19 protein-coding genes are annotated in these 21,119 nt (G+C 68.9%); 14 read left to right on the top strand and 5 right to left on the bottom strand.

Annotation, left to right across the window (positions count from 1 at the left end; genetic code table 11):
* Nucleotides 1-110: 110 nt before the first annotated feature.
* From AERO9AM_RS16275 to AERO9AM_RS16220, 12 genes are all read left to right on the top strand, one after another.
* Nucleotides 111-782, top strand: coding sequence for a WXG100-like domain-containing protein (locus tag AERO9AM_RS16275; RefSeq protein ID WP_236602718.1), 672 nt, complete (start codon nt 111-113; stop codon nt 780-782).
* Nucleotides 782-1,477 carry a TNT domain-containing protein gene (locus AERO9AM_RS16270; protein ID WP_159577088.1) on the top strand — a complete coding sequence of 232 codons (696 nt, stop codon included), beginning with the start codon at nt 782-784 and terminating at the stop codon, nt 1,475-1,477. Before AERO9AM_RS16275 ends, AERO9AM_RS16270 begins: the two co-directional genes overlap by 1 nt.
* Complete coding sequence (locus tag AERO9AM_RS16265; protein ID WP_159577087.1) at nt 1,477-1,743, top strand: hypothetical protein; 267 nt, start codon at nt 1,477-1,479, stop codon at nt 1,741-1,743. Before AERO9AM_RS16270 ends, AERO9AM_RS16265 begins: the two co-directional genes overlap by 1 nt.
* A 590-nt stretch (nt 1,744-2,333) precedes the next feature.
* Nucleotides 2,334-3,815: an RDD family protein gene (locus AERO9AM_RS16260; RefSeq protein ID WP_159577086.1), complete on the top strand. Its 1,482-nt coding sequence runs from the start codon at nt 2,334-2,336 to the stop codon at nt 3,813-3,815.
* A gap of 58 nt (nt 3,816-3,873) precedes the next feature.
* Complete coding sequence (locus tag AERO9AM_RS16255; RefSeq protein ID WP_159577085.1) at nt 3,874-8,376, top strand: FtsK/SpoIIIE domain-containing protein; 4,503 nt, start codon at nt 3,874-3,876, stop codon at nt 8,374-8,376.
* Between the two features lie 125 nt (nt 8,377-8,501).
* Nucleotides 8,502-8,798 carry a WXG100 family type VII secretion target gene (locus AERO9AM_RS16250; protein ID WP_236602649.1) on the top strand — a complete coding sequence of 99 codons (297 nt, stop codon included), beginning with the start codon at nt 8,502-8,504 and terminating at the stop codon, nt 8,796-8,798.
* A gap of 179 nt (nt 8,799-8,977) precedes the next feature.
* Nucleotides 8,978-9,205: a hypothetical protein gene (locus tag AERO9AM_RS16245; RefSeq protein WP_159577084.1), complete on the top strand. Its 228-nt coding sequence runs from the start codon at nt 8,978-8,980 to the stop codon at nt 9,203-9,205.
* Nucleotides 9,202-10,944: an ABC transporter substrate-binding protein gene (locus AERO9AM_RS16240; protein WP_236602648.1), complete on the top strand. Its 1,743-nt coding sequence runs from the start codon at nt 9,202-9,204 to the stop codon at nt 10,942-10,944. The genes AERO9AM_RS16245 and AERO9AM_RS16240 overlap by 4 nt, the downstream gene beginning before the upstream one ends.
* Before the next feature lie 132 nt (nt 10,945-11,076).
* The gene (locus AERO9AM_RS16235; protein WP_236602717.1) at nt 11,077-11,748 is read left to right on the top strand and encodes a WXG100-like domain-containing protein; all 672 of its coding nucleotides are present in this window, start codon (nt 11,077-11,079) and stop codon (nt 11,746-11,748) included.
* Nucleotides 11,748-12,392, top strand: coding sequence for a polymorphic toxin type 15 domain-containing protein (locus tag AERO9AM_RS16230; RefSeq protein WP_159577083.1), 645 nt, complete (start codon nt 11,748-11,750; stop codon nt 12,390-12,392). Before AERO9AM_RS16235 ends, AERO9AM_RS16230 begins: the two co-directional genes overlap by 1 nt.
* A 10-nt stretch (nt 12,393-12,402) precedes the next feature.
* Nucleotides 12,403-12,957, top strand: a complete 555-nt coding sequence (locus AERO9AM_RS16225) for a T6SS immunity protein Tdi1 domain-containing protein (protein ID WP_159577082.1) — start codon at nt 12,403-12,405, stop codon at nt 12,955-12,957.
* A gap of 13 nt (nt 12,958-12,970) precedes the next feature.
* Nucleotides 12,971-13,531, top strand: a complete 561-nt coding sequence (locus AERO9AM_RS16220; RefSeq protein ID WP_159577081.1) for a GAD-like domain-containing protein — start codon at nt 12,971-12,973, stop codon at nt 13,529-13,531.
* A gap of 17 nt (nt 13,532-13,548) precedes the next feature.
* On the opposite strand, the gene AERO9AM_RS16215 is transcribed toward AERO9AM_RS16220, so the two are convergent.
* Entirely contained in the window at nt 13,549-14,034 is a 486-nt protein-coding gene (locus AERO9AM_RS16215; protein ID WP_159577080.1) for a recombinase family protein, read from the bottom strand.
* A gap of 139 nt (nt 14,035-14,173) precedes the next feature.
* Between AERO9AM_RS16215 and AERO9AM_RS16210 the strand changes: the two genes are divergently transcribed.
* Nucleotides 14,174-15,214: an NAD(P)-dependent alcohol dehydrogenase gene (locus AERO9AM_RS16210; RefSeq protein WP_159577079.1), complete on the top strand. Its 1,041-nt coding sequence runs from the start codon at nt 14,174-14,176 to the stop codon at nt 15,212-15,214.
* A 299-nt stretch (nt 15,215-15,513) separates the two neighbouring features.
* Here AERO9AM_RS16210 and AERO9AM_RS16205 read toward each other — a convergent pair whose 3' ends face one another.
* Nucleotides 15,514-16,506, bottom strand: a complete 993-nt coding sequence (locus tag AERO9AM_RS16205; protein WP_159577078.1) for a malate dehydrogenase — start codon at nt 16,504-16,506, stop codon at nt 15,514-15,516.
* Nucleotides 16,507-16,592: 86 nt separating this feature from the next.
* On the opposite strand from AERO9AM_RS16205, the gene ypfJ reads away from it, so the two are divergent.
* The gene (gene ypfJ, locus AERO9AM_RS16200; RefSeq protein ID WP_159577077.1) at nt 16,593-17,483 is read left to right on the top strand and encodes a KPN_02809 family neutral zinc metallopeptidase; all 891 of its coding nucleotides are present in this window, start codon (nt 16,593-16,595) and stop codon (nt 17,481-17,483) included.
* Between the two features lie 33 nt (nt 17,484-17,516).
* On the opposite strand, the gene AERO9AM_RS16195 is transcribed toward ypfJ, so the two are convergent.
* From AERO9AM_RS16195 to AERO9AM_RS16185, 3 genes are all read right to left on the bottom strand, one after another.
* The gene (locus tag AERO9AM_RS16195) at nt 17,517-19,241 is read right to left on the bottom strand and encodes an aldehyde dehydrogenase family protein (RefSeq protein ID WP_159577076.1); all 1,725 of its coding nucleotides are present in this window, start codon (nt 19,239-19,241) and stop codon (nt 17,517-17,519) included.
* Between the two features lie 57 nt (nt 19,242-19,298).
* Nucleotides 19,299-20,675, bottom strand: coding sequence for an MFS transporter (locus AERO9AM_RS16190; protein WP_159577075.1), 1,377 nt, complete (start codon nt 20,673-20,675; stop codon nt 19,299-19,301).
* A 69-nt stretch (nt 20,676-20,744) separates the two neighbouring features.
* Nucleotides 20,745-21,008, bottom strand: a complete 264-nt coding sequence (locus AERO9AM_RS16185; protein WP_159577074.1) for a glutaredoxin family protein — start codon at nt 21,006-21,008, stop codon at nt 20,745-20,747.
* Nucleotides 21,009-21,119 lie beyond the last annotated feature (111 nt).

The following is a 21,119-nucleotide window of genomic DNA, read 5'->3' as shown; positions in this document are numbered from 1 at the left end:
TCGGATGGGTAGTTCTCCCCATCGCTGCGGCGGGTCGTGTTTTCGTAGAGTCCTTTGCTGGAGGTAGTGCTGTCGTGGGAATGATGTTGCCGAATGAGCTTGTCTGGGTGATGGAGAAGCTGGGTTTTGATTGGCCGGACATCGATGAGGATGAGGTGGCCAAGGGTGCGACGTTGGTGCGGAATCTGGGTACGGATCTGGAGTCGGTGATCCAGTCGGTGGACCGGAAGGTGAACGGTGACATCGGTGGTGCGATGCGGGGGCAGACGGGTCCGGCGACGTTGAGTGCGTGGAACACGAATCGGTCTCAGAATCTGCAGAAGCTGATCGACATCATGCCGCCGGCGGCGATGGCGATGGATATCGGTGCGGCGGCGATCACCGGGCTGAAGGTCAAGGTCATCGTCGACGTGACAGCCACCCTCGTGACCCTGGTGGGGATGCTCACGAACCCGATCACGGCTCTGGGTGCGGGGCCGATGCTGCTGATCAAGAAGAAGTTGTTGAACGCGGCGGTGGACATCGTGGTGGAGCAGTTGATGAATCAGTTGGCGCCGATGGCGATCGAGCCGTTGGCGGAGCATCTGCCTGCGGTGATCGATGCGGTGCTGGATGCGCCGATGGTGGAGGCGTCGGTGGGGGATTCGGATGAGTTCTATGCGGATCTGCAGGCGTTGGAGGATGCGCAGACGGAGTTGAAGCTGCATGGGGCGGATATCCAGTCGATCACGTCGACGTTCTTCGCGGAGTTCTCTGCGCTCGACTTCGGAGGGGACGACTGATGAGCGAGGTCAAGCCGATCTTTCGCGAGCTGAAGCAGGCCGCCGTCAAGGGGTTCTCCCACCTGCACGGCAAGTTCCACCAGGTCGCAGACAACATGCACGGCCACCTCGACGACGTGATCAAGCAGGTCAAGGGGAATGACCACTTCGATGCGCCGGGCCACGGGAAGCCGACTGTGTCGAAGCCCGCCAACGACAAGCTCATTCCTCGACCGGAGTGCTTGAACGACAAGGGCGAGATCGACTGGTCGAAGGCGCCGAAGAACGGGTTCGTGCTCGACGCGGACGGCAACCCCATCAAGAGCGATCACACGCCGCAGGTGGGTGATCGTTTCGACCGGTATGGTGACCCGAGGGGCACCTACGTTTCTCCGGTGCCCGAGGACGGCCCGTTCTCCTATGAGAGCCGATCGTTGCCCTACGAGCACAATCCGAATGCTTATCACCAGTACGAGTGGACGCGGACGTTGGATGAGGCTCAGGGGCAGTATGATCAGCTGAGCCCGCAGGATCGAGAGATCGTCGATTCCGGACTCGACTACTTCGGCGAAGACCTCAGTGATCTCTCGCCCGTTCAGCGCGGTGAGGCCGCTCCGATCCCGGATTGGGGCACACCTGGCGGGGCGACACAGGATCTCCTGCCAATCAGCCCGCAGATGCTGGAGATACTCGGACTCATTCGGGAGGTCAAGTGATGGACATCGATGAGCTCAAGCGCATCGTGCGCGAAGAGGATCTGGAGGTGCCCGTGCTGTACGGCGTTGGCGAGCGACAGAGCGAGGGTGTCGTCCTCGAACGCGATGACACCGGCTGGAAGGTGTACGTCTCGGATGAGCGCGGGGGCGTTCTGGGGAAGACCTTGCGGACGTTCGACAACGAGCCGGAAGCGCTCGAGTATGTGTTGCAGAAGGCGCGGCAGGGCACGAGATATCACCGCGCGCTTCGCGCACGGTCCGCCTGACGCTCGTTTGCGGCGGAGACGCGGCGGCGCGAGAGATGGCGAAGCGCCACCCAGAACTCACGTCTGATGCGCTCGCAGCCTTGCGCTGGAGCTTCACCTATAACTGGCGTTGAGTTCATTTCCACTGGTCGCCGCTCGTGCGCCTACTGACCTGCAGTCCAAGAACGTCAGCATCGACCAGCCCATCGCGCCGGACCGCTCATCGCTCTGAATATCGATACGTGGCCGACACGGAGCGATCACACGCGCGGATCCTCCCCGGTAGGTTTTCCGGGGAGGATCCCATGACCACGACATACGAGCAGGCCGTCCTCGACTCGTGTTTGCGAACGAACGGACGATTCCGGCGGGCACTGGGCAGCTCGGCGCAGTGATTGCCGCTGAAATCCCGCCCCTTTTCGACCGAGAACTTTGAGGGCTGATCGTCTATCCGACGACGGTGAGATCGGCTCCGGGCTGACGCTGAGCGGATCCGGCACAGCCGCGATGGGGAGTCGTCCCCATCGACGGTCCTGTCGGAAGTTCCGTAGGCTTGACGAATGCTGTGGGTCGATGCTCCGACTCAGACGATCGCGGAGGGGTAGCTGGTCATGCCGGAGGTGAAGGCGGGTGGCTCGAACGCGCCTCAGGACATGATCTGGGAGTTCGACGAGCACAAGCCGGTGATCGAGGGACTCGACGCCGACGGACGCCCCGACCCGGCATACGCCGCGGCGCTGGGACTCGTGAAGGCGCCACTCGGGCGCCGCGCGGTCTCCGCGGTCATCGACGCCGCGATCTGGTACCTCCTGCAGCTGCCGCTGTGGCTCGGAGCCGTCCCGCTGCTGCTCAAGTTCGCGACCGGCACGATCTCCCTGTACGGATTCGTGAATCATCCGGACTTCCGGCTCTCCATGATCATGGCCGGGGTGACGGTGGCGCTCAGCCTCGCCTTCGCGGTCGTGCAGCTGGTGCTGCAGGGCGTCCGGGGGCTCACGGTCGGAAAGGCGACCATGGGGTTGCGCCTCATCAGCGTGCGCACCCTGGAGCGCGCCGGTGTCGGTGCCGTGCTGCTGCGCTTCCTCATCCTGTGCGCTGCGAGCATCGTCCCGGTGCTGGGGATCGTGTTCCTCATCTCTCCGCTGCTCGACCCCGAGGGTCGCGGGCGCGGGTGGCACGACAGGGCGTCACGGGTGTGGCTCGTCGACGTGCGCAATGGCCTGAACCCGCTGGATGAGAAGCGGATGCGCCTGGCGAGGAAGCTCGTGAAGGCGGAGCCGGTGCCGGAGCGTTCTGCGCTTCCCTCGCTGGCGACGCCGGTCGGGCCGACTGCTGCCCCGACCTATCAGCCGGGCAGCCGGATCAGCGCCGGCGTGCTCGGTGTCGCTCGTCCGCATTCCGCTCCGGAACGGCCCGAGCCCTCGCCGACCCCGTCCGCAGATGTGCCCCAGCCCGCGGCCACCCCGGCACTGCAGCAGCCGCTCGTGGCGCCGTCGGTGCCGACCCTCGCGCCGACTCCTTCGGCGCCGCAGGCGCAGCCCGTGCCGGCACCCGTCGTCACGGCGACCCCCGCGCCGGCTCCAGAGGCTCAGCACGCGCCGGCTCCAGAGGCTCAGCACGCACCGGCGCCGCCCGCACCCACGCCGCCCGCCCCCGCGCCGCAGGTTCCCCCGCTGCGGCCCGCGCCGCAGCCCGCGCCCGCACAGCAACCCGCACCCGGGCCGCTCCCGACACTGGCCGCGCCGGCCTCGCCGCCCGCAGATTCGGTGGCACGGTTCGCGTTGCGGCTCGACACCGGACAGAGCATCCCCGTCACCGAGCCCGTGCTGCTCGGCAGGAATCCGGATGGCTCGATGCATCCGGATGCGCGGCCGCTCCCGCTTGCGGACGCGAGCAGGTCGCTGTCCAAGACCCACCTGCTCGTTCGTCCCGTCGCCGGCGGGTTCGAGATCGTCGACTGCGGCTCGACCAACGGCTCCGGCCTGATCCGGGACGGCATCGAGTACGCCGCGACCGCCGGTGCTGCGGTGCCGGTGCACGACGGAGACACGATCCGCATGGGAGACCGGTTGGCGACCGTGGTGGCGCTGTGAGCGGATCAGGACGGCAGAGCGTGAACGGTGCCCGGCCGACGGGGGATGAAGGAGTCGCATGAGGCTGAAGCTGACGCTGCACCGTCCGGTGGGCGATCCCGCCGACATCGTCATCACGACGGACTCGACGGCGACGGCCGGCGATGTCGCGCGTCACGTCGCCGCGGCGGATCCCACCCGTGCGACTCCGGTCGCGGACGGCGACGTCGTGACGCTCGCCGTCGCGCCGCCGAACGGCAAGCGCCTCATCCCGCTGGAGCCGGACGTGCCGATCGGCGAGGCCAGGATCGGCTCCGGGTTCGCCGCATCGATCGTCAACTACGGCCCAGGCTACACGTCCGCGTCCAGGAACGAGGTCGTCGCCATGCTGGTCGCGACCGCGGGTGCGCTCACCGGTCAGGAGTTCCCGATCCGCTCCGGGCACGTGATCCTCGGGCGCGATGCGGCGAGTGACGTCGTCATCGCGGATCCGATGGTCTCGAAGCGTCACGCGCGCCTGGAGGTCGGCGCGTACATCGAGGTCGTCGACCTCAACTCCGCGAACGGCGTGCTGGTCGACGGCGTGGCGGTGCAGCGCGTCCGTATCGAGGAGGGGGAGCCGTTCGTCATCGGCAGCACGACGTTCGTGCTCCGCCTGGTCCGCTCCTTCGACGGCTCCGCCGCGGAGGAGCCGATCATCGAGCGCGGCGGCGGCCTGCTGTTCAACCGCAGCCCTCGCGTCGAGATCCGCTACCCGGGCCAGAAGTTCACCCTGCCCCGCATCCCGACCGAGCGGATCGGGAAGCTCTTCCCCTGGCCGATCATGGTGACGCCGATCCTGATGGGCGCGGCGCTGTACATGATGAACGGCAACCCCCGCTCGCTGCTCATGATCGTGATGACGCCGCTCATGGCGTTCGGCAACATCATCAACCAGTCGGTGCAGAGCAAGAAGACCGAGGGGCACGAGATCGGCGTGTTCGAGCGGCAGTTCGAGCAGCTCGAGGAGGACTTCTTCCGCGGCAAGCCGGAGGAGGAGAAGGCGCGCAACGCCGAGGCGCCGCCGGTCGCCGAGATCTTCGACAATGCCCTGCGACTCGGCCCGATGCTGTGGACCAGGCGGCCGGAGCACTGGAACTTCCTCGGACTGCGCCTCGGGAGCTGCCGGCTGCCTGCGCGCAACACCATCGACGACGAGGACAGCCCGGAGGGTCTCCCCGAGTACATCGAGCGCATCGACCGCTTGCGCGCCCGGTATGAATACGTCGACGACGTGCCCGTGTTCGAACTGCTCAGCGACGCGGGCTCGATCGGCATCGCCGGCCACCAGGGTCCCGCCGCCGACACCATGCGCGGGATCGCCGTGCAGCTGCTGGGCCTGCACGCCCCCAACGACGTGGTCGCGGTCGCGTTCGCCGATTCCGCCTGGACGCCGGAGCTCGACTGGCTGAAGTGGATGCCGCACACCTCCAGCGAGCGCTCGCCGTTCCGCGATGTGGCCCTCGCCGACTCCGCTCCCACGGCGGCGACGCTGCTGAACCTGCTCGAGGAGCATGTGCGCCGGGCCGCCGGCGAGTCACTGGACGCGGAACCGCGCGGGCCGTTCAAGGAGGACTGGAACCCGCTGCTGTACGGATCGGACGTGGCGCGCGCGGCGACGGAGCACAAGAAGACGCCCGAGGTCTCCGTCATCGTCTTCGTCAGCGGTGACGCCCCGGTGGATCGCGGTCGTCTCACCGACGTGCTGGAGCGCGGCGCCGACCACGGCGTGCACGCGGTGTTCGTCGCCCCCACCGTGGAGTCCCTGCCCGCGGCCTGCCGCAGCTACATCGACGTCACAGCCGGTCTCGACGCCGCGACCGTGGGCCTGGTCCGCAACGGCGAGAGCTTCGAGGGCGTCCGCGTCGAGGGCGTGTCGAACGACTACATGCAGATGCTCGCCCGGCGCCTGGCTCCGGTGGTCGACGCCAGCACCGTGGTGCACGACGCCTCCGACATCCCGGCATCCGTCATGTTCCTGCAGCTCGTGGATCCGCAGATCGCCGAGGACCCGCAGGTCGTGATCGAGCGGTGGCGGCAGAACAACACGATCGTGGACCGCTCGCCCAACCCGAGGCCCCGGCTGAAGAAAGCCGGCACGCTGCGCGCGATCATCGGCCAGGGCGCCAGCGACGCGATGACGCTGGATCTGCGCACGCAGGGCCCGCACGCGCTCGTGGGAGGCACCACCGGAGCCGGAAAGAGCGAGTTCCTGCAGGCCTGGGTGCTCGGCATGGCGGCGGCGCACAGCCCCGACCGGATCACCTTCCTGTTCGTCGACTACAAGGGCGGATCCGCGTTCGCCGATTGCGTCGAGCTTCCGCACTGCGTCGGCCTCGTGACGGACCTCAGCCCGCACCTCGTGCGCCGAGCGCTCACCAGCCTCCGGGCCGAGCTGCAGCACCGCGAGCACCTGCTGAACCGCAAGAAGGCCAAGGACCTGCTGGAGCTCGAGAAGCGGCAGGATCCGGAATGTCCGCCGGCGCTGGTGCTCGTGATCGACGAGTTCGCCGCGCTGGCTTCCGAGATGCCCGAGTTCGTCGACGGCGTGGTGGACATCGCGCAGCGCGGACGCTCGCTGGGCATCCACCTGATCATGGCGACGCAGCGGCCGGCGGGCGTCATCAAGGACAACCTGCGCGCGAACACCAACCTGCGCGTCGCCCTGCGCATGGCCGACGAGGCTGACTCGCGCGACGTCGTCGACGACCCGATCGCCGCGACCTTCTCGCCCACGATCCCCGGACGTGCGATCGCCAAGACCGGTCCCGGGCGGCTGGTGCCGTTCCAGTCCGCGTACGCAGGAGGCTGGACCGGCACCGACGAGGCGGCGGTCGCCGACGTGCGCGTGACGGAGCTGCGCTTCGGAGCGAGCCGGGAGTGGGAACCCGACCGCCCCGCCGACTCCGACGCGCACGAGGAGGACCTCGGGCCGAACGACCAGAAGCGCATCGTGTCCACGCTCATCCGGGCCGCGGACGCCGCCGGCCTGCCCCGGCCGCGGCGCCCGTGGCTGGACGACCTGCCGCTGCTGGTCGACCTCGCCGACCTGCCGAACGAGGGCGACACCCGGATCCCCCTGGCTCTCGTGGACGTGCCGGAGAAGCAGCTGCAGGAGCCGGCCGTCTTCGTCCCCGACCGCGACGGCTCGCTGGTGATCTACGGCACGTCGGGATCGGGCAAGTCGACGCTGCTCAAGAGCATCGCCACGGCCGCGGGCATGCGACCAGACCGCGGGCGCGTGCAGGTGTACTGCCTCGACTTCGCATCGGGGGCGCTCAGTCCGCTCACGGCGCTGCCGCATGTCGGTTCCGTCGTCGACGGCGCCGACGTGGAGCGCATCCAGCGACTGCTGCGCACGCTCGATGCCGAGATGGACCGCCGGTCCGCGGCGTTCTCCGCGGCCAGTGCGGCGTCGGTGCAGGAGTACCGTGAGCTCGCGGATCCGAACATGCCGCGCATCCTGCTGCTCATCGACAACTACCCGGAGTTCAAGAAGGACTGGGAGGTCACCGCGGGCCGCGGCCCGTTCTACCGCATCTTCATGCGGATCCTCGGCGAGGGGCGCACGCTGGGCGTGCACACCGTGATCACCGCCGACCGCGGCAACGCGGTGCCGAGCGCGGTCGCCGCGAACATCTCGCGTCGCGTGGTGCTGCGGATGGGCGACCCCACCCAGTACATGCTGCTGGGCGCCCCGCGGGACGTGCTGGACGAACAGTCCGCCCCGGGGCGCGCCGTCGTCGACGGGCACGAGGCGCAGATCGCGGTGCTCGGCGGCACCATGAACGTGGTGGAGCAGACCAAGGCGCTCGGCGCGCTCGGAGAGCGCCTGCGGGCGCAGGGCGTGCGCGATCTCCCGGAGATCGGCGCTCTGCCGACGCTCGTCCCGGCGTCGGAGATGCCGGCGCAGGTGGACGGCCTGCCGGTGTTCGGCGTGGCCGACGACACCCTGGCACCGCGCGGTTTCGAGCCGATCGGATCCTTCGTCATCTCCGGCCCGCCCGCGTCGGGCAAGACCACTGCGCTCAAGGCGCTGGTCGTGGCGATGGAGCGCTTCAACCCGCGGATCCAGATGTATCACTTCGGCACGCGCCGTTCGGAGCTCAAGGACTTCCGGCCGTGGGTGCGCAGCGCGATCCGCCCGGAGGACGAGAAGGATCTGGCGACCGAGCTCGCAGAGCTGGTCGTGAGCGATGCGCCGGGACGGATCCTGATCGTCATCGAGGACATCCCGCACCTGGCCGACGGCCCGGCCGATCGTCCGATGCGCGCGCTGCTGCAGGCGATGAACAACAGCGATCACATGCTCATCGCCGACGCCGAGATCAGCCGCGCCAGCGGGAGCATCGGCGTGCTGGGCGAGTGGAAGGCGGGCCGCCAGGGCATCGTGCTCAAGCCCGACACGTACGACGGCGACACGATCTTCAAGACGCCGTTCGGCCGGGTCAAGCGCAGCGACTTCCCCGTGGGGCGCGGCATCTTCGTGCAGGCGGGGCGTGCGGTGACGATGCAGATCCCGTTCGTCCCGGACGCTCCGTGACGGCCCCGGATCCCGCGGAGCACCGATGGGTAGTTCTCCCCATGGGCGCTCCGCGGATCGTTGGTTAGCCTTATGGCAACAGGCTGAGCAGCCTGGGAGAACGACGAGACCTGGAGGCGGTTCGCATGGCCGGACACGATTTTGGTGCAACGTACAGCGAGATGGAAGGTGCGGCGTCGCGTCTGCGCGATGGACGCAGCAGCATCACCGACACGCTGAAGGAGCTGCAGGGCGTCATCGATGACCTGGTGCAGGACGGCTTCAAGACGGAGAACGCGTCTGACGCGTACTCGTCGGCGTACGAGGAGCTCACCACGTCGCTCGACGATGCCGCTGAGGCCGTGAATGACATGGCGCAGGCGCTGGAGCGCATGGCGGACCAGATCCGCGACACGGACTCCAGCATGGCCGGTGGCGCCTGAGCGGATCCAACTGCGAGAGGTCGTGGCGTCGGGGGAATCGGCGTCACGACCTCTCTCTGTATGTGCGCCCTGGAGTGCATCTCTGCATGTGCGCCCCGGAGTGCGCGCGCACCGGTGTCGGCACGAGTCCCGCCGGCGCCGAATAGAATCACCACGAGCACGATCGGAGCAGCGGACGGATGAGCGGAACGCAGAGCTACTACTGGTACACCCTGTCGACCCAGACGGTCGTGCGGGCCGATGAGCGGCCCACGGAGGACTCCATCGGCCCGTTCAGCACCGCCGCCGAGGCCGAGGACTCCCCGGCGCTGCTGATCGAGCACGCGCGCGCCTGGCTGGAGAGCGAGGAGAGCGAGCCGTATCGCGCGATGGCCGCGGAAGCCGACGAGAACACCGACTACGCGTGACGATCGCTTCCATCGTGCGGGGTGACCGCCCGCCGGTGCGGAGGCGGCTACTCGCCGCCGCGCTCGTGCTGCTGCTCGCGGTAGGCCTCGCGGCCTGCACCAAGGCGCGGTCGGGCGGTTCCAAGAACAGCGGGCCGATCGCCGGGACGAAGATCGTCGTGGGATGGACGGCCGGATTCACCTCCGCGAACGCGGCGCAGGCGCCGACCGTCGGCAACCTCGACATCGCCGCCGCCACGCGCGGCCGGTTCGGTGACGTCGTCGACGGCCGTTTCACGCCCGACCCCGGTTTCGGCACCGTGAAGGTCGTCTCGGAGGCGCCGTTCACGGTGCGCTACGACCTCGCCCAGCCGTCCTGGTCGGACGGTATCCCGCTCGACGCCGCCGATCTGCTGCTGGGATGGGCCGGTGAGACGGGCCGTCTGGATCCTGCGCCCGGCGCGCCCGCGCAGGACGATGCGGATCCCGTCCCGCGGATCGACGAGTTCGCGCGTGCGATCGACGTCACCTTCCCGCACCCGCGCATCGACTGGCAGACCGCGGTCGGCGCTCCCGTGCCGGCCCATGTCGTGGGCCGTCTCGCGTTCGGCCTGGACGACCCCATGGAGGCGAAGCAGGCCGTCATCACGGCGATCCGCACCGGTGACCGGAAGGCGCTCGCCGCGATCGCCGACGTGTGGAAGAGCGGCTTCGACCTTCCCGAGAAGGGGGCGATTCCGTCCCGGCTCCTCCTCTCCAGCGGCCCGTACAAGGTCGACCGGGTGGAGCGCGGTCAGGACGGGCAGCACGTGCGGCTCATCGCGAACCCCGGCTATGCCGGCGCCCCCAAGCCGAAGGTGGCGCGCATCGACCTCGTGCCGCCGGCGCAGCAGCCCGAAGTCGGAGCAGGCGACGGGCTGGACATCGTGCAGGTGAGCCCGACCGCCGAGAACCGTGCACCGATTCACGCGCTGGAGCTGAAGGACTTCACGGTCACGACTACGAACGACGGCACGCTGTGGGCGATGGTGCTGAATCCCGTCGGCGTCTTCTCCTCCGCCCCGGCGCGCACGGCGTTCTTCCATGCGGCGCCCGCGAACGCCATGATCCAGGGCGGCGGTGGAGAGTGGGCGTCCGCCTACGCCGCCACCACGTCGATGGTGACCTCTCCCGACTCGCCGGCCTACAAGGTCGTCGACGAGGGATCCGGGCTCACCGCGGCTCTGGGGACGCCCGGCGACGATCCCGGTCTGGAGCGCCGGAGCGTCGGCGTCGCCGACGGCGCGCGGGTATGCGTGCTGTACGACCGGGGCAGCGAGTTCGCGCGCGGCGCGTTCGCCGCTCTGCAGACGACGGCCCGCAAGGCGGGCTGGGAGCCCGCGGACTGCGGCACCGACGACGTCGCCGCCGCGCTGCCGCAGCGGGCGTGGGAGGCCGCGATCGTCCGGGTGCCGCTGCCGCAGACGACGGATCAGATCGCCGCGCTTTGGGCGTCGGCAGGATCCGCCGCGCTCACGCCGAGCGCGGACCCGTCCCGCGACCAGCTGATCGCGCAGCTCGCGAAGACGACGGACGAGTACCAGGCGCGCGACCTCCGCGCGCAGATCGAGGCGTCGATCGTCCGTGCGGCTGTGGTGCTGCCGATCGCGACGAACCCCCGGATCACGGTCATCGACCGCGGCATCGGCGGAGTCTCGGTGCGCAACGGAGCGGCGGCGTCGCTGCTGGCCGGTGCCGCCGCCTGGACCGCCGCGCCCTGACCGTCGATGGGGAGTTCTCCCCATCGACGGCGCCGCGGCAGCTCTCGTAGGGTCGATACGAGGGATCTGATAGGTCGGCTTGCGGAGGTGTTGTCGGTGGGGATGATGTTGCCGAATGAGCTTGTCTGGGTGATGGAGAAGCTGGGTTTTGATTGGCCGGACATCGATGAGGATGAGGTGGCCAAGGGTGCGACGTTGGTGCGGAATCTGGGTACGGATCTGGAGTCGGTGATCCAGTCGGTGGACCGGAAGGTGAACGGTGACATCGGTGGTGCGATGCGGGGGCAGACGGGTCCGGCGACGTTGAGTGCGTGGAACACGAATCGGTCTCAGAATCTGCAGAAGCTGATCGACATCATGCCGCCGGCGGCGATGGCGATGGATATCGGTGCGGCGGCGATCACCGGGCTGAAGGTCAAGGTCATCGTCGACGTGACAGCCACCCTCGTGACCCTGGTGGGGATGCTCACGAACCCGATCACGGCTCTGGGTGCGGGGCCGATGCTGCTGATCAAGAAGAAGTTGTTGAACGCGGCGGTGGACATCGTGGTGGAGCAGTTGATGAATCAGTTGGCGCCGATGGCGATCGAGCCGTTGGCGGAGCATCTGCCTGCGGTGATCGATGCGGTGCTGGATGCGCCGATGGTGGAGGCGTCGGTGGGGGATTCGGATGAGTTCTATGCGGATCTGCAGGCGTTGGAGGATGCGCAGGCGGAGTTGAAGCTGCATGGGGCGGATATCCAGTCGATCACGTCGACGTTCTTCGCGGAGTTCTCCGCGCTCGACTTCGGAGGGGACGACTGATGAGCGCCGAGGTGAAGAAGATCATCCGCGAGCTGAAGCAGGCCGCTCTCAAGGGCTTCGCCCATGCGGATCACAAGCTGCACCAGCTGACCGCGAATCTGGACGGGCATCTCGACGACGTGATCCGTCAGGTTCGCGACCGCGATCACTACGACGGCAAGGTCGACGTCAGCATCAAGAAGTTCAAGAGGAACAAGAATCACGACTCGGCCGAGTACAACCGTCAGTACAACGAGCAGATGGACACGCTGCAGAAGATGCCGTTGTCCGACTGGCTGAAGAACCGCATCGAGTATCTGGAGCACGGCCGCACTTCGGACTCCCTCCGTGCGCAGCAGAACGCCCGCGACGATGCTTTCCGCGACATGTACGACGACCTTCGTGACCAGGGTCATAGCAAGGATGATGCGACGAGGCTCGCAAATGAGTGGCTCGAGACTCAAGCGGCCCTGCATCGTCTTGACGGCATCGCGGGCGGCAATGTCACGGACATCTCACGCGTCGGCGACTCTCGGATCAACTCCTCCCTAGGGTCGCAATGGCGGTCGCGCGTCGGCGACATCGACGCGGCCGTCATCGACTTCCTCAACAGGAACCCAGGTGTAGACCTCGACAACACCTTCATCAACGTCGTGCTCCGATAGGTTGGGAAACATGGTTGAGATCGCTGATTTCGTTCCGCATGCGCCGGTTCCGGCGGAGATCATCGAGGAGTATCGGGGTCGGGTCCCGGACGAGCTGATCGAGGTCTGGGAGAAGTACGGGTACGGGACGTTCGGTGAGGGCTTCCTGCGGGTGATCGATCCGAAGCTGTACGAGGCGGAGGTCGGTGACTGCATCGGCAAGACGCAGGGCGATGGCATCGCGATCCCGATCATGGTGACCGGGCTGGGCGACCTGATCACCTGGGAACCGAGCCGTCCCGGCGTCACGGCGATCATCTATCGCCTTGGTGACACAGTCGGTCTGGGCAGCAGGTTCCGCAGTTTTCTGCGGCGTGTTGAGGACGAACTCATCCTCGATGACCTGAAGGCCACCATCTTCCCGAAGGCGGTCGCGGCGCATGGTGAGCTGCCGTACGACCAGTCGTTCATCTTCGTGCCGCTGCTGTCTCTGGGTGGGGCGGAGAAGGTGGAGAACCTGCATAAGCGTGAGACGATCGCGTCGATCCAGGTCGCCGTGGATCTGCAGGGTGTGATCGGCCACTGAGTCGAGTCGGCACATGGTTGAGATCGCTGATTTCGTTCCGCATGCGCCGGTTCCGGCGGAGATCATCGAGGAGTATCGGGGTCGGGTCCCGGACGAGCTGATCGAGGTCTGGGAGAAGTACGGGTACGGGACGTTCGGTGAGGGCTTCCTGCGGGTGATCGATCCGAAGCTGTACGAGGCGGAGGTCGGTGACTGCATCGGCAAGACGCAGGGCGATGGCATCGCGATCCCGATCATGGTGACCGGGCTGGGCGACCTGATCACCTGGGAGCCCAGTCATCCTGGTGCGGTCGGGATTCTTTATCGCCTCGGCAAAACTGTCGGCCTGGGAAGTCTGGATGACTTCCTGTTCCTCGTCAGCGTCGGCGCCGCCCAGACGTTGTCCAGGACGCTTGATTGGGATATCTTCCCGAAGGCGGTCGCGGCGCATGGTGAGCTGCCGTACGACCAGTCGTTCATCTTCGTGCCGCTGCTGTCCCTGGGTGGGGCGGAGAAGGTGGAGAACCTGCACAAGCGCGAGACGATCGCGTCGATCCAGGTCGCCGTAGATCTGCAGGGTGTCATCGGGCACTGACCGCCCGGCGCCTCGCGTCAGCGGCCGGCGTCGGCCAGATGGCGTGCGTCGTGGCTGAGCACCTTCACCATCACGCCGTGCCGTCGCAGGGCGGCCACGGTGCGAGTCTCCTCGTCGAGGTCGCGTCCGAGGGCGTGGATGTTGGCGACGACGAGCACGTCGCCCGCCTGCAGGGTGTCGATGAGCCGGGCGATGCGGTCGGTCCAGCTCTCCAGGATGTCGGGCGCCGGGTGGCGGAAGCCTTCGATCGGCACGCCGAAACGGGTGAGGTCGTCGCGCTGCTGCACAACGGAAGGCATTCCCTCACGGGCGACGACGAGACCGACCAGGCGCGCGCCGTCGGGCCGGGCCGACCACCAGTCGCGGTTCTGCTGCAGTTCCGTGAAGCACTTGGGGCACTCGGCCGCGGCGTGCGGGAGGTGCAGCGGACTCGTGAGAGCGGCATCGAGCGACGCCTCCGCCGTGCCCTCGGACTCGCCGTGCGCGTGCGTGGTCGCTTCCATGTCGCCTACCTCCGTGTCTATTGTGCCTTCTCCCACGGACACCGGTGTCCCGGGCGTTCCCGCCATCGTCGGGCCGACCCCCTCCTGCGGCGGAGTACGCTCGCACGTGTCCCCCGTCCGCAGTCCGCTGAGGAGTGCCATGCCCGTCGTCGCCGCATACGCCGCACCGAGCGAGGGAGCGCCCCTCGCTCCCACCACGATCGAGCGCCGGGAGCCCGGTCCGCTCGACGTCGTCATCGACATCGCCTTCGCCGGCATCTGCCACTCCGACATCCACACGGTGCGCGGGGACTGGGGGCCGCAGCGCTACCCGCTCGCGCCCGGGCACGAGATCGCCGGAACGGTCGCCGCAGTGGGATCCGAGGTCACGCGCTTCGCCGTGGGCGACCGCGTCGGCGTCGGCTGCCTGGTGAACTCCTGCGGCGAATGCCGCGCCTGCCTGCGCGGCGAGGAGCAGTACTGCACGGGCGGATCCGTCGGCACCTACGGTGCGATCGACCGCGACGGTACTGTGACCCAGGGCGGGTACTCGCGTCAGGTGGTCGTCACGGAGGGATTCGTCGTGCGCATCCCCGACGCGATCCCGCTGGATCGCGCCGCGCCTCTGCTGTGCGCCGGCATCACCACCTACTCGCCGTTGCGGCACTGGAACGTCGGACCAGGCACGCGCGTCGCCGTGGTGGGTCTCGGCGGCCTCGGCCACATGGCCGTGCAGATCGCGCACGCCCTCGGCGCCGAGGTGACCGTGCTCTCGCAGTCGCTGCGCAAGAAGGACGAGGGGATCCGGCTCGGCGCGGACCGCTACCTCGCCACGTCGGATCCGGCCACGTTCGCGGAGAACAAGCGAGCCTTCGACGTCATCCTGAACACGGTGAGCGCCCCGCTGCCGCTGGACGACTATCTGCGCCTGCTCGACACGAACGGGGCCCTAGTGTGCGTCGGCGCGCCGCCCGAGCAGATGTCGCTGTCGATCAACCAGCTGCTCGGGCACCGTCGATCGCTGGCCGGATCCGCCATCGGCGGGATCGCGGAGACCCAGGAGATGCTCGACTTCTGCGCCGAGCACGGCATCGCCGCGGAGATCGAGCTGATCGACGCGAGCGGCATCAACGACGCCTACGAGCGCGTGCTCGCCAGCGACGTGAAGTTCCGCTTCGTGATCGACGCCGCGACGATCTGACCTCTGGGCTCTCGGGCACGCTTCCGGTTCCTGGGCGAGCGCGGCGCTACACCGGTTCCTGAGCGAGCGCGGCGCTACACCGGTTCCTGAGCGAGCGCGGCACTACACCGTTTCCTGAGCGAGCGCAGCGCTACACCGGTTCCTGAGCGAGCGCAGCGAGACGAAGGACGACCGCGCCCTGGAATCCGAGCGCCCTTCGTCTCGTCGCTGCGCTCCTCGCTCAGGGACCGGTAGGGCCTTGGGCGGTTCTGGCGCCCTTCGTCTCGCCTTCGGCTCGCTCAGGGACCGACGGGTGACCGTCAGATCAGGCCGAGAGCGCGCACGGCATCGCGTTCGGAGACCAGCTCGGCGACCGAGCGGTCGATGCGCTCGCGTGCCCACGCATCCGGATCCAGTCCTTCCACGATCCGCCACTCGCCGTCGACCGAGCGCACCGGGAACGAGCTGATCAGCCCCTCCGGTACGCCGTACTCGCCATGCGAGACGACGGCGGCGCTCGTACGGCGTTCGCCGGTGCCGAGCGCCCAGTCGCGCACGTGGTCGATGGTCGCGTTCGCGGCGGAGGCCACCGACGACGACCCGCGCACCCGGATGATCTCCGCGCCGCGCTCGGCGACACGGGGGATGAAGGTGCTCTCCAGCCAGGTGCGCACGTCGGCGGTCTGCTCGGCCAGCGCCTCCAGCACCGGCCGCCCGGCGACCGTGGCGTGCGCGACGTCCGGGAACTGGGTCGCCGAGTGGTTGCCCCAGATCGTGACGCCGGCGACGTCCGCGACGGGGGCGCCCAGGGCCGCGGCGAGCTGACCTCGCGCGCGGTTCTCGTCGAGCCGGGTGAGGGCGCTGAACCGCTCCGCAGGCACGCCGTCGGCGGATGCCGCAGCGATGAGCGCGTTGGTGTTCGCGGGGTTGCCCACGACCGTGACGCGCACCCCGGCGGCGGCATGCGCGGCGATCGCCGCTCCTTGCGGGCCGAAGATCGAGCCGTTGGCCGCGAGCAGATCGCCGCGCTCCATGCCGGGCCCGCGCGGGCGCGCGCCCACGAGCAGGGCGTGGTCGGCGCCGTCGAAGCCCACGGCGGGATCGTCGGTCACCTCGACGTGCTCGAGCAGCTCGAACGCGCCGTCCTGCAGCTCCAGTGCGGCGCCCTCCGCGGCGGCGAGCCCGGCGGGGATCTCCAACAGCCGCAGCCGCACCTTCTCCTCGGGACCGAGCATGTCGCCGGCCGCGATCCGGAACAGCAGGGCGTAGCCGATCTGCCCGCCGGCTCCGGTCAGAGTCACCGTGGTCGTCACTTCTGGCTCCCTTCGGGTCGCGGACGCGACGCTCAGTGTGAGCCTATGCCTCGCCGCCGGGGTGCAGACCGTGGAAAACTGTGCTCATGACGTTCAACCCGGATGCCGATGTCTCAGACAACAAGGTCCAGCGGCGTGGCGGCGGGCGCACCGCCGCGATCGCCGGCGGCGGCGTGGTCGGCCTCGGCGCGGTCGTGGTCCTGCTGATCAGCGCGTTCACCGGCGTCGACCTCACCGGCCTCCTCGGCGGCGGCACCGGCACGTCGCAGAGTCAGCAGCAGGGTGCGGGACCGACCGAGGGATCCGTACAGAGCTGCAACACCGGCACCGATGCGAACAACAGTGTGGACTGCCGTGTCGCGGCGGTGTCGCTGGTACTGAACGACTACTGGTCCCAGCACGTGCAGGGCTACGCCGAGCCCGGTCAGGTGAGCGTCGATGGGGCGACCTCGACGCCCTGCGGAACCGCCTCGAACGACGTGGGCCCGTTCTATTGCCCGTCGGATCAGACCGTGTACATCGATCCCACCTTCTTCCAGTTGCTGCACCAGCAGTTCGGCGCCGAGGCCGGCGATCTGGCTCAGGTGTACGTGGTCGCGCACGAGTACGGGCACCACATCCAGAACATCACCGGCACGATGGAGAAGTACCCGAACAACGGGACCGGACCGACGAGCAACGGGGTGCGCACCGAGCTGCAGGCCGATTGCTACGCCGGCGCGTTCATCGCCGACATGGCGTCGCAGAAGGACAAGAACGGCGTCGCCTACATGAAGGCGCCGACCGACGCGCAGATCAGCGATGCGCTCGACGCTGCGGCCGCCGTCGGCGACGACCACATCCAGCAGCAGTCGGCGGGCTACACGAACCCGGAGAGCTGGACGCACGGATCCAGCGACCAGCGGAAGAAGTGGTTCGCGACCGGCTACAAGTACGGTCTCGGCAAGTGCGACACGTTCGCGGTGGCCACGCCGTAGCGTTCGCCCCGTCGCCGTGACGTCACCGTCAGGCTACGCGCGCAGCGCCTGAACGAGCGTGCGCACGAGGGCGAGCACACCGCCCTGAGCACGGAACCGGGTCAGCCCCTCGCTGACTTCGGCACCCGTACGGGACGAGGCGAACCACGGCGGCTTCGGCAGGATCGTGAACCGGCCGCCGTCGCTGACGATCGACGCCGTTCGGGGGAACGGCCGGAACGGCCCGCGCACCACCGAGCGCTCCACGTCGGCGAGCAGCAGCGCATTGTGCACGACCCCGATCCCGCTGCCGACGTCGGCGATCGTGTTGCCTGGGAACGCGCCCCACGTGACGGTCGGGGTGATGAAGCCGAACGCGGTCCAGGTGTTGATCGCGATGGATCCGTAGTGCAGCGCCGTGATCGCCCGCTCGAAGCCCGCGCCGAGGGATGCCTCGGTGGCGGGGTCGATCAGCACGTTCGCGCCGAGCGTGCCCTGCAGCTTCTCGTTCGCGTGCGCGACGGCCGCATCGAGGAACGCCTGACCCGTGCCGGGGAGCTGTTCCACGCCCAGCACGGGCGCGAAGTACTCGGTCTGCTCCAGCGCGGTGGCGTCGTCGCCCTCGTGGATCTCGACGAGGAGGCGGTCGGCGAGCACGAGCGCGTCGGGATACGCCTCGGCGGCCTGCGCCATCCGCTCGTCGGAACGGGGGTACCAGATCGGGCGCTCCGGCGCGATCGCGTAGGCGCGGCGCAGCTCGGTGAGGAACTGGTCCTTCTGCGCCCAGTCGCTCGACAGGATCACGACCTGGCCGGCGATGCAGTTGTGGCCCGCGTTCTGCAGTCGCATCGTGGCGACGTGCTCGGCCTGGAAGCGCAGATCCTCGTCGCTCCATGCACCCGGCACGACGATGATCGGGGAGACGCCGCCGAGCTCCGCGGTGATCGGCTTCTTCAGCCGCGGCCGGTTCTCCCGTTTGCGGCGCTTGCCCTGGGGCCCTGTGCCCCACACGATCGCGTCGAAGGTCGGCGCGGATCCGGTGATGTGCACGTGCGAGAACGCGTCGTGCGCCGTGAGGTAGGCGCCGACGTCGGGGCCGCCGCGCACGATCCGCAGGAACCCGGGCGCGATGAGCGGGGCGAGCGCCTTCTCGAACACCGGCACCAGCGCGTCCTGCGTGGGGTTGACCTTGAGCAGCACCACGCGGTCGTGCGCGAGCAGCTCGTACAGCACGTCGAGCACGGGGATGGAGGTTATGTTGCCGGCGCCGAGCACGAGTCCGATGCCGCCGTCGCCCGGTTCCGGAGAGCGCTGGGCCAGGCCGGCGCGGGCGCGGGCATCGCCCGGTGTGACGCCCGGGGCGAGCCACACCTCGCCGGTGAAACCGGACAGCAGGAGCTTGTCGATGCCGAGGAGCGGGAACGCGTGCACGCGCGTCTGGCCGCTCGCGGTGCGGTCGATCCGGATGCCGTCGAGCGGGTTGCGCCCGTTCGCGATGCGGTCCAGCGTCTCGATGTAGGCGTCCAGCGCGCCGAGCGTCGCATAGGGGCCGCTCAGCCACTCCTCGCCGCGGAGCGGGTGGTCGTCGCCCAGTTCCTTCGAGCGCACCGCGGCGCGGGCCCAGGTGCGCGCGTTCGCCGCGACCGTGCGGCGCACGCCGCGCAGCAGCGTGACGCGCTGGCCGACGGTCAGTGTGGACCACGCGGCGGAACCCCTGCGCAGGACGGCGATGTCCTCCTCGATCGGGGCGCGGACGTCGTCGGCGAGGGTGTCGGGCATCGGGTCTCCTTCGGCGCGGTCTGGCTTCAGCGTACGCCGTCCCTGTGGGACTGAGTCTCAGCCGTCGGCGCCGTCGATGTCTCCGCGGCGCAGTCCGTAGCGGCCCAGCGTGGCCAGGCTCAGCAGCATGAGCACCGCCGGGACGACGCTGAAGGTCAGCACGATCCCCGCGACCGCGCTCGCCGGCTGCACGAGGTCGGCCGCGGCGCCGGTCGTGCGCGAGACGTACCCCGTGATCGCGAGCACGATCGCGACGATCGTGGTGCCGAGGGCGAAGCCGACCGCCTCCGAGGCCGTCCACATGCCGGTGAACGTGCCGGCCTGGCCCGGGCCGCTGGTGCGCTCGTCGTGCGAGATCACGTCGGGCAGCATCGCCATCGGCAGCGCCTGCATTCCGGCATAGGCGATGCCCGCGATCGCGACCGAGGCGTAGATCCAGGATCCGGGGATCCACAGCGCGATCACGATCGAGGCCGCAGCGAGGAGGAACAGGGCCGAGGCGATCCGGAACGCCCGCTCCTTGCCGATCCGGCGCGACACCCGCTCCCACACCGGCGTGGCGATGACCGCCGGGGCGACGAGCGCGACGAACAGCAGCGTCACGGCGCTTTCGGAGCGCATGACCCAGGTCGCCACGTACTGAGCGCCGGCGAGCATGGTGCCGGTCGCGAGCGCCTGCAGCAGGTAGGTGGCCAGCAGCGCCCGGAACGGCTGCGAGCGACGCACGGCGGCGAATCCCGCGGCGTACTGCGCCCGGATCCCGACGTGCTCGACCGTCGCGGGCGCGACCACGGCGTCGTCGGCGGTGCGCGCGGCGATGAGCATGCCGACGCCGATCACGACGCCGGCGACCACGCCCATCACGAGGTAGCCGGTGACGGGGTCGCCGGTGAGGCGGCGCAGCTCCGGCCCGCCCCCGCCGAAGAGCAGGATCGTGACGGTGAGCACGATGACCCGCCAGCTCAGCAGCCGGGTGCGCTCGTCGTAGCTCGACGTCAGCTCGGCGGGCAGTGCGATGTAGGGCACCTGGAACAGGCTGAACGCCGTGGCGGTGGCGAGGAACGCGATCAGCACGCAGATGACGCCCGCGACCGGGCCGAACACGGGGGGCACTGCGAACGTGAGCGCGAAGAACAGCGGCAGCGTGAACGCTCCGACCAGCATGAAGCGCTTGCGGCTGCCGGTGCGGATGAGGCTGCGATCCGACCCGGCGCCGATCACCGGGTCGATCACGACGTCCCAGATCTTCGCCAGGGTCACGATCGTGCCGGCGAGGATCGCGGCGACGCCGAGGTTGTCCGTCAGGAAGTACGCCAGCACCAGGCCGGGCAGCGTCGCAAACCCTCCGGTGCCGAGAGAGCCGGCCGCGTAGCGGGCGACCGTGCGTACAGGAAGGCGCGTGGGGGCCTGTCCGGCCCGAGCGGCGATGCTCATGCGCGTCAGTGTATCGGCGCCCTTCGTCTCGCCTTTGGCTCGCTCAGGGACCCAGTGTCCCGAGGGGCGTCAGATCAGCGACAGCTCGCGGAGCTTCGCCTCGACGTCGGCGTTCGACGGCTCGACGTGGTGCGAGGCGTCGGGGTACACGACCACCGGGATGTTCGTGCGGCCGGAGATCTCCTTGGCGACGTCGGCGGCCGCAGGGTCCGCGACGAGGTCGACGTACGTGTACTCGATGCCGAGCTCGTCGAGCTGCTTCTTGGTGCGGATGCAGTCGCGGCACCAGTCGGCGCCGAACATGGTGATCGAGTCGGAGGCAGGAGCGGTCATGCTTCCAGGGTACGGCGGATCCGAGAGGGGGAGGGCCGTCCGGCGCAAGGGGGCTCGTCCGGCGTTCACCCGCCGTTAGCCTGAATCGGGAAGAGTGTCTGACACCAAACG

This window comes from Microbacterium sp. 8M (genome assembly GCF_902506375.1).
In the GTDB taxonomy this organism is placed as follows: domain Bacteria; phylum Actinomycetota; class Actinomycetes; order Actinomycetales; family Microbacteriaceae; genus Microbacterium.
This window is presented reverse-complemented; position numbering and strand designations above follow the sequence as displayed.

Excerpts from the sequence above, each read along its gene's own strand:
- AERO9AM_RS16275 (WP_236602718.1), top strand. The coding sequence starts at position 111 with ATGGAGAAGCTGGGTTTTGATTGGCCGGACATCGATGAGGATGAGGTG.
- AERO9AM_RS16270 (WP_159577088.1), top strand. The coding sequence starts at position 782 with ATGAGCGAGGTCAAGCCGATCTTTCGCGAGCTGAAGCAGGCCGCCGTC.
- AERO9AM_RS16265 (WP_159577087.1), top strand. The coding sequence starts at position 1,477 with ATGGACATCGATGAGCTCAAGCGCATCGTGCGCGAAGAGGATCTGGAG.
- AERO9AM_RS16260 (WP_159577086.1), top strand. The coding sequence starts at position 2,334 with ATGCCGGAGGTGAAGGCGGGTGGCTCGAACGCGCCTCAGGACATGATC.
- AERO9AM_RS16255 (WP_159577085.1), top strand. The coding sequence starts at position 3,874 with ATGAGGCTGAAGCTGACGCTGCACCGTCCGGTGGGCGATCCCGCCGAC.
- AERO9AM_RS16250 (WP_236602649.1), top strand. The coding sequence starts at position 8,502 with ATGGCCGGACACGATTTTGGTGCAACGTACAGCGAGATGGAAGGTGCG.
- AERO9AM_RS16245 (WP_159577084.1), top strand. The coding sequence starts at position 8,978 with ATGAGCGGAACGCAGAGCTACTACTGGTACACCCTGTCGACCCAGACG.
- AERO9AM_RS16235 (WP_236602717.1), top strand. The coding sequence starts at position 11,077 with ATGGAGAAGCTGGGTTTTGATTGGCCGGACATCGATGAGGATGAGGTG.
- AERO9AM_RS16230 (WP_159577083.1), top strand. The coding sequence starts at position 11,748 with ATGAGCGCCGAGGTGAAGAAGATCATCCGCGAGCTGAAGCAGGCCGCT.
- AERO9AM_RS16225 (WP_159577082.1), top strand. The coding sequence starts at position 12,403 with ATGGTTGAGATCGCTGATTTCGTTCCGCATGCGCCGGTTCCGGCGGAG.
- AERO9AM_RS16220 (WP_159577081.1), top strand. The coding sequence starts at position 12,971 with ATGGTTGAGATCGCTGATTTCGTTCCGCATGCGCCGGTTCCGGCGGAG.
- AERO9AM_RS16215 (WP_159577080.1), bottom strand. The coding sequence starts at position 14,034 with ATGGAAGCGACCACGCACGCGCACGGCGAGTCCGAGGGCACGGCGGAG.
- AERO9AM_RS16210 (WP_159577079.1), top strand. The coding sequence starts at position 14,174 with ATGCCCGTCGTCGCCGCATACGCCGCACCGAGCGAGGGAGCGCCCCTC.
- ypfJ (WP_159577077.1), top strand. The coding sequence starts at position 16,593 with ATGACGTTCAACCCGGATGCCGATGTCTCAGACAACAAGGTCCAGCGG.
- AERO9AM_RS16195 (WP_159577076.1), bottom strand. The coding sequence starts at position 19,241 with ATGCCCGACACCCTCGCCGACGACGTCCGCGCCCCGATCGAGGAGGAC.
- AERO9AM_RS16190 (WP_159577075.1), bottom strand. The coding sequence starts at position 20,675 with ATGAGCATCGCCGCTCGGGCCGGACAGGCCCCCACGCGCCTTCCTGTA.
- AERO9AM_RS16185 (WP_159577074.1), bottom strand. The coding sequence starts at position 21,008 with ATGACCGCTCCTGCCTCCGACTCGATCACCATGTTCGGCGCCGACTGG.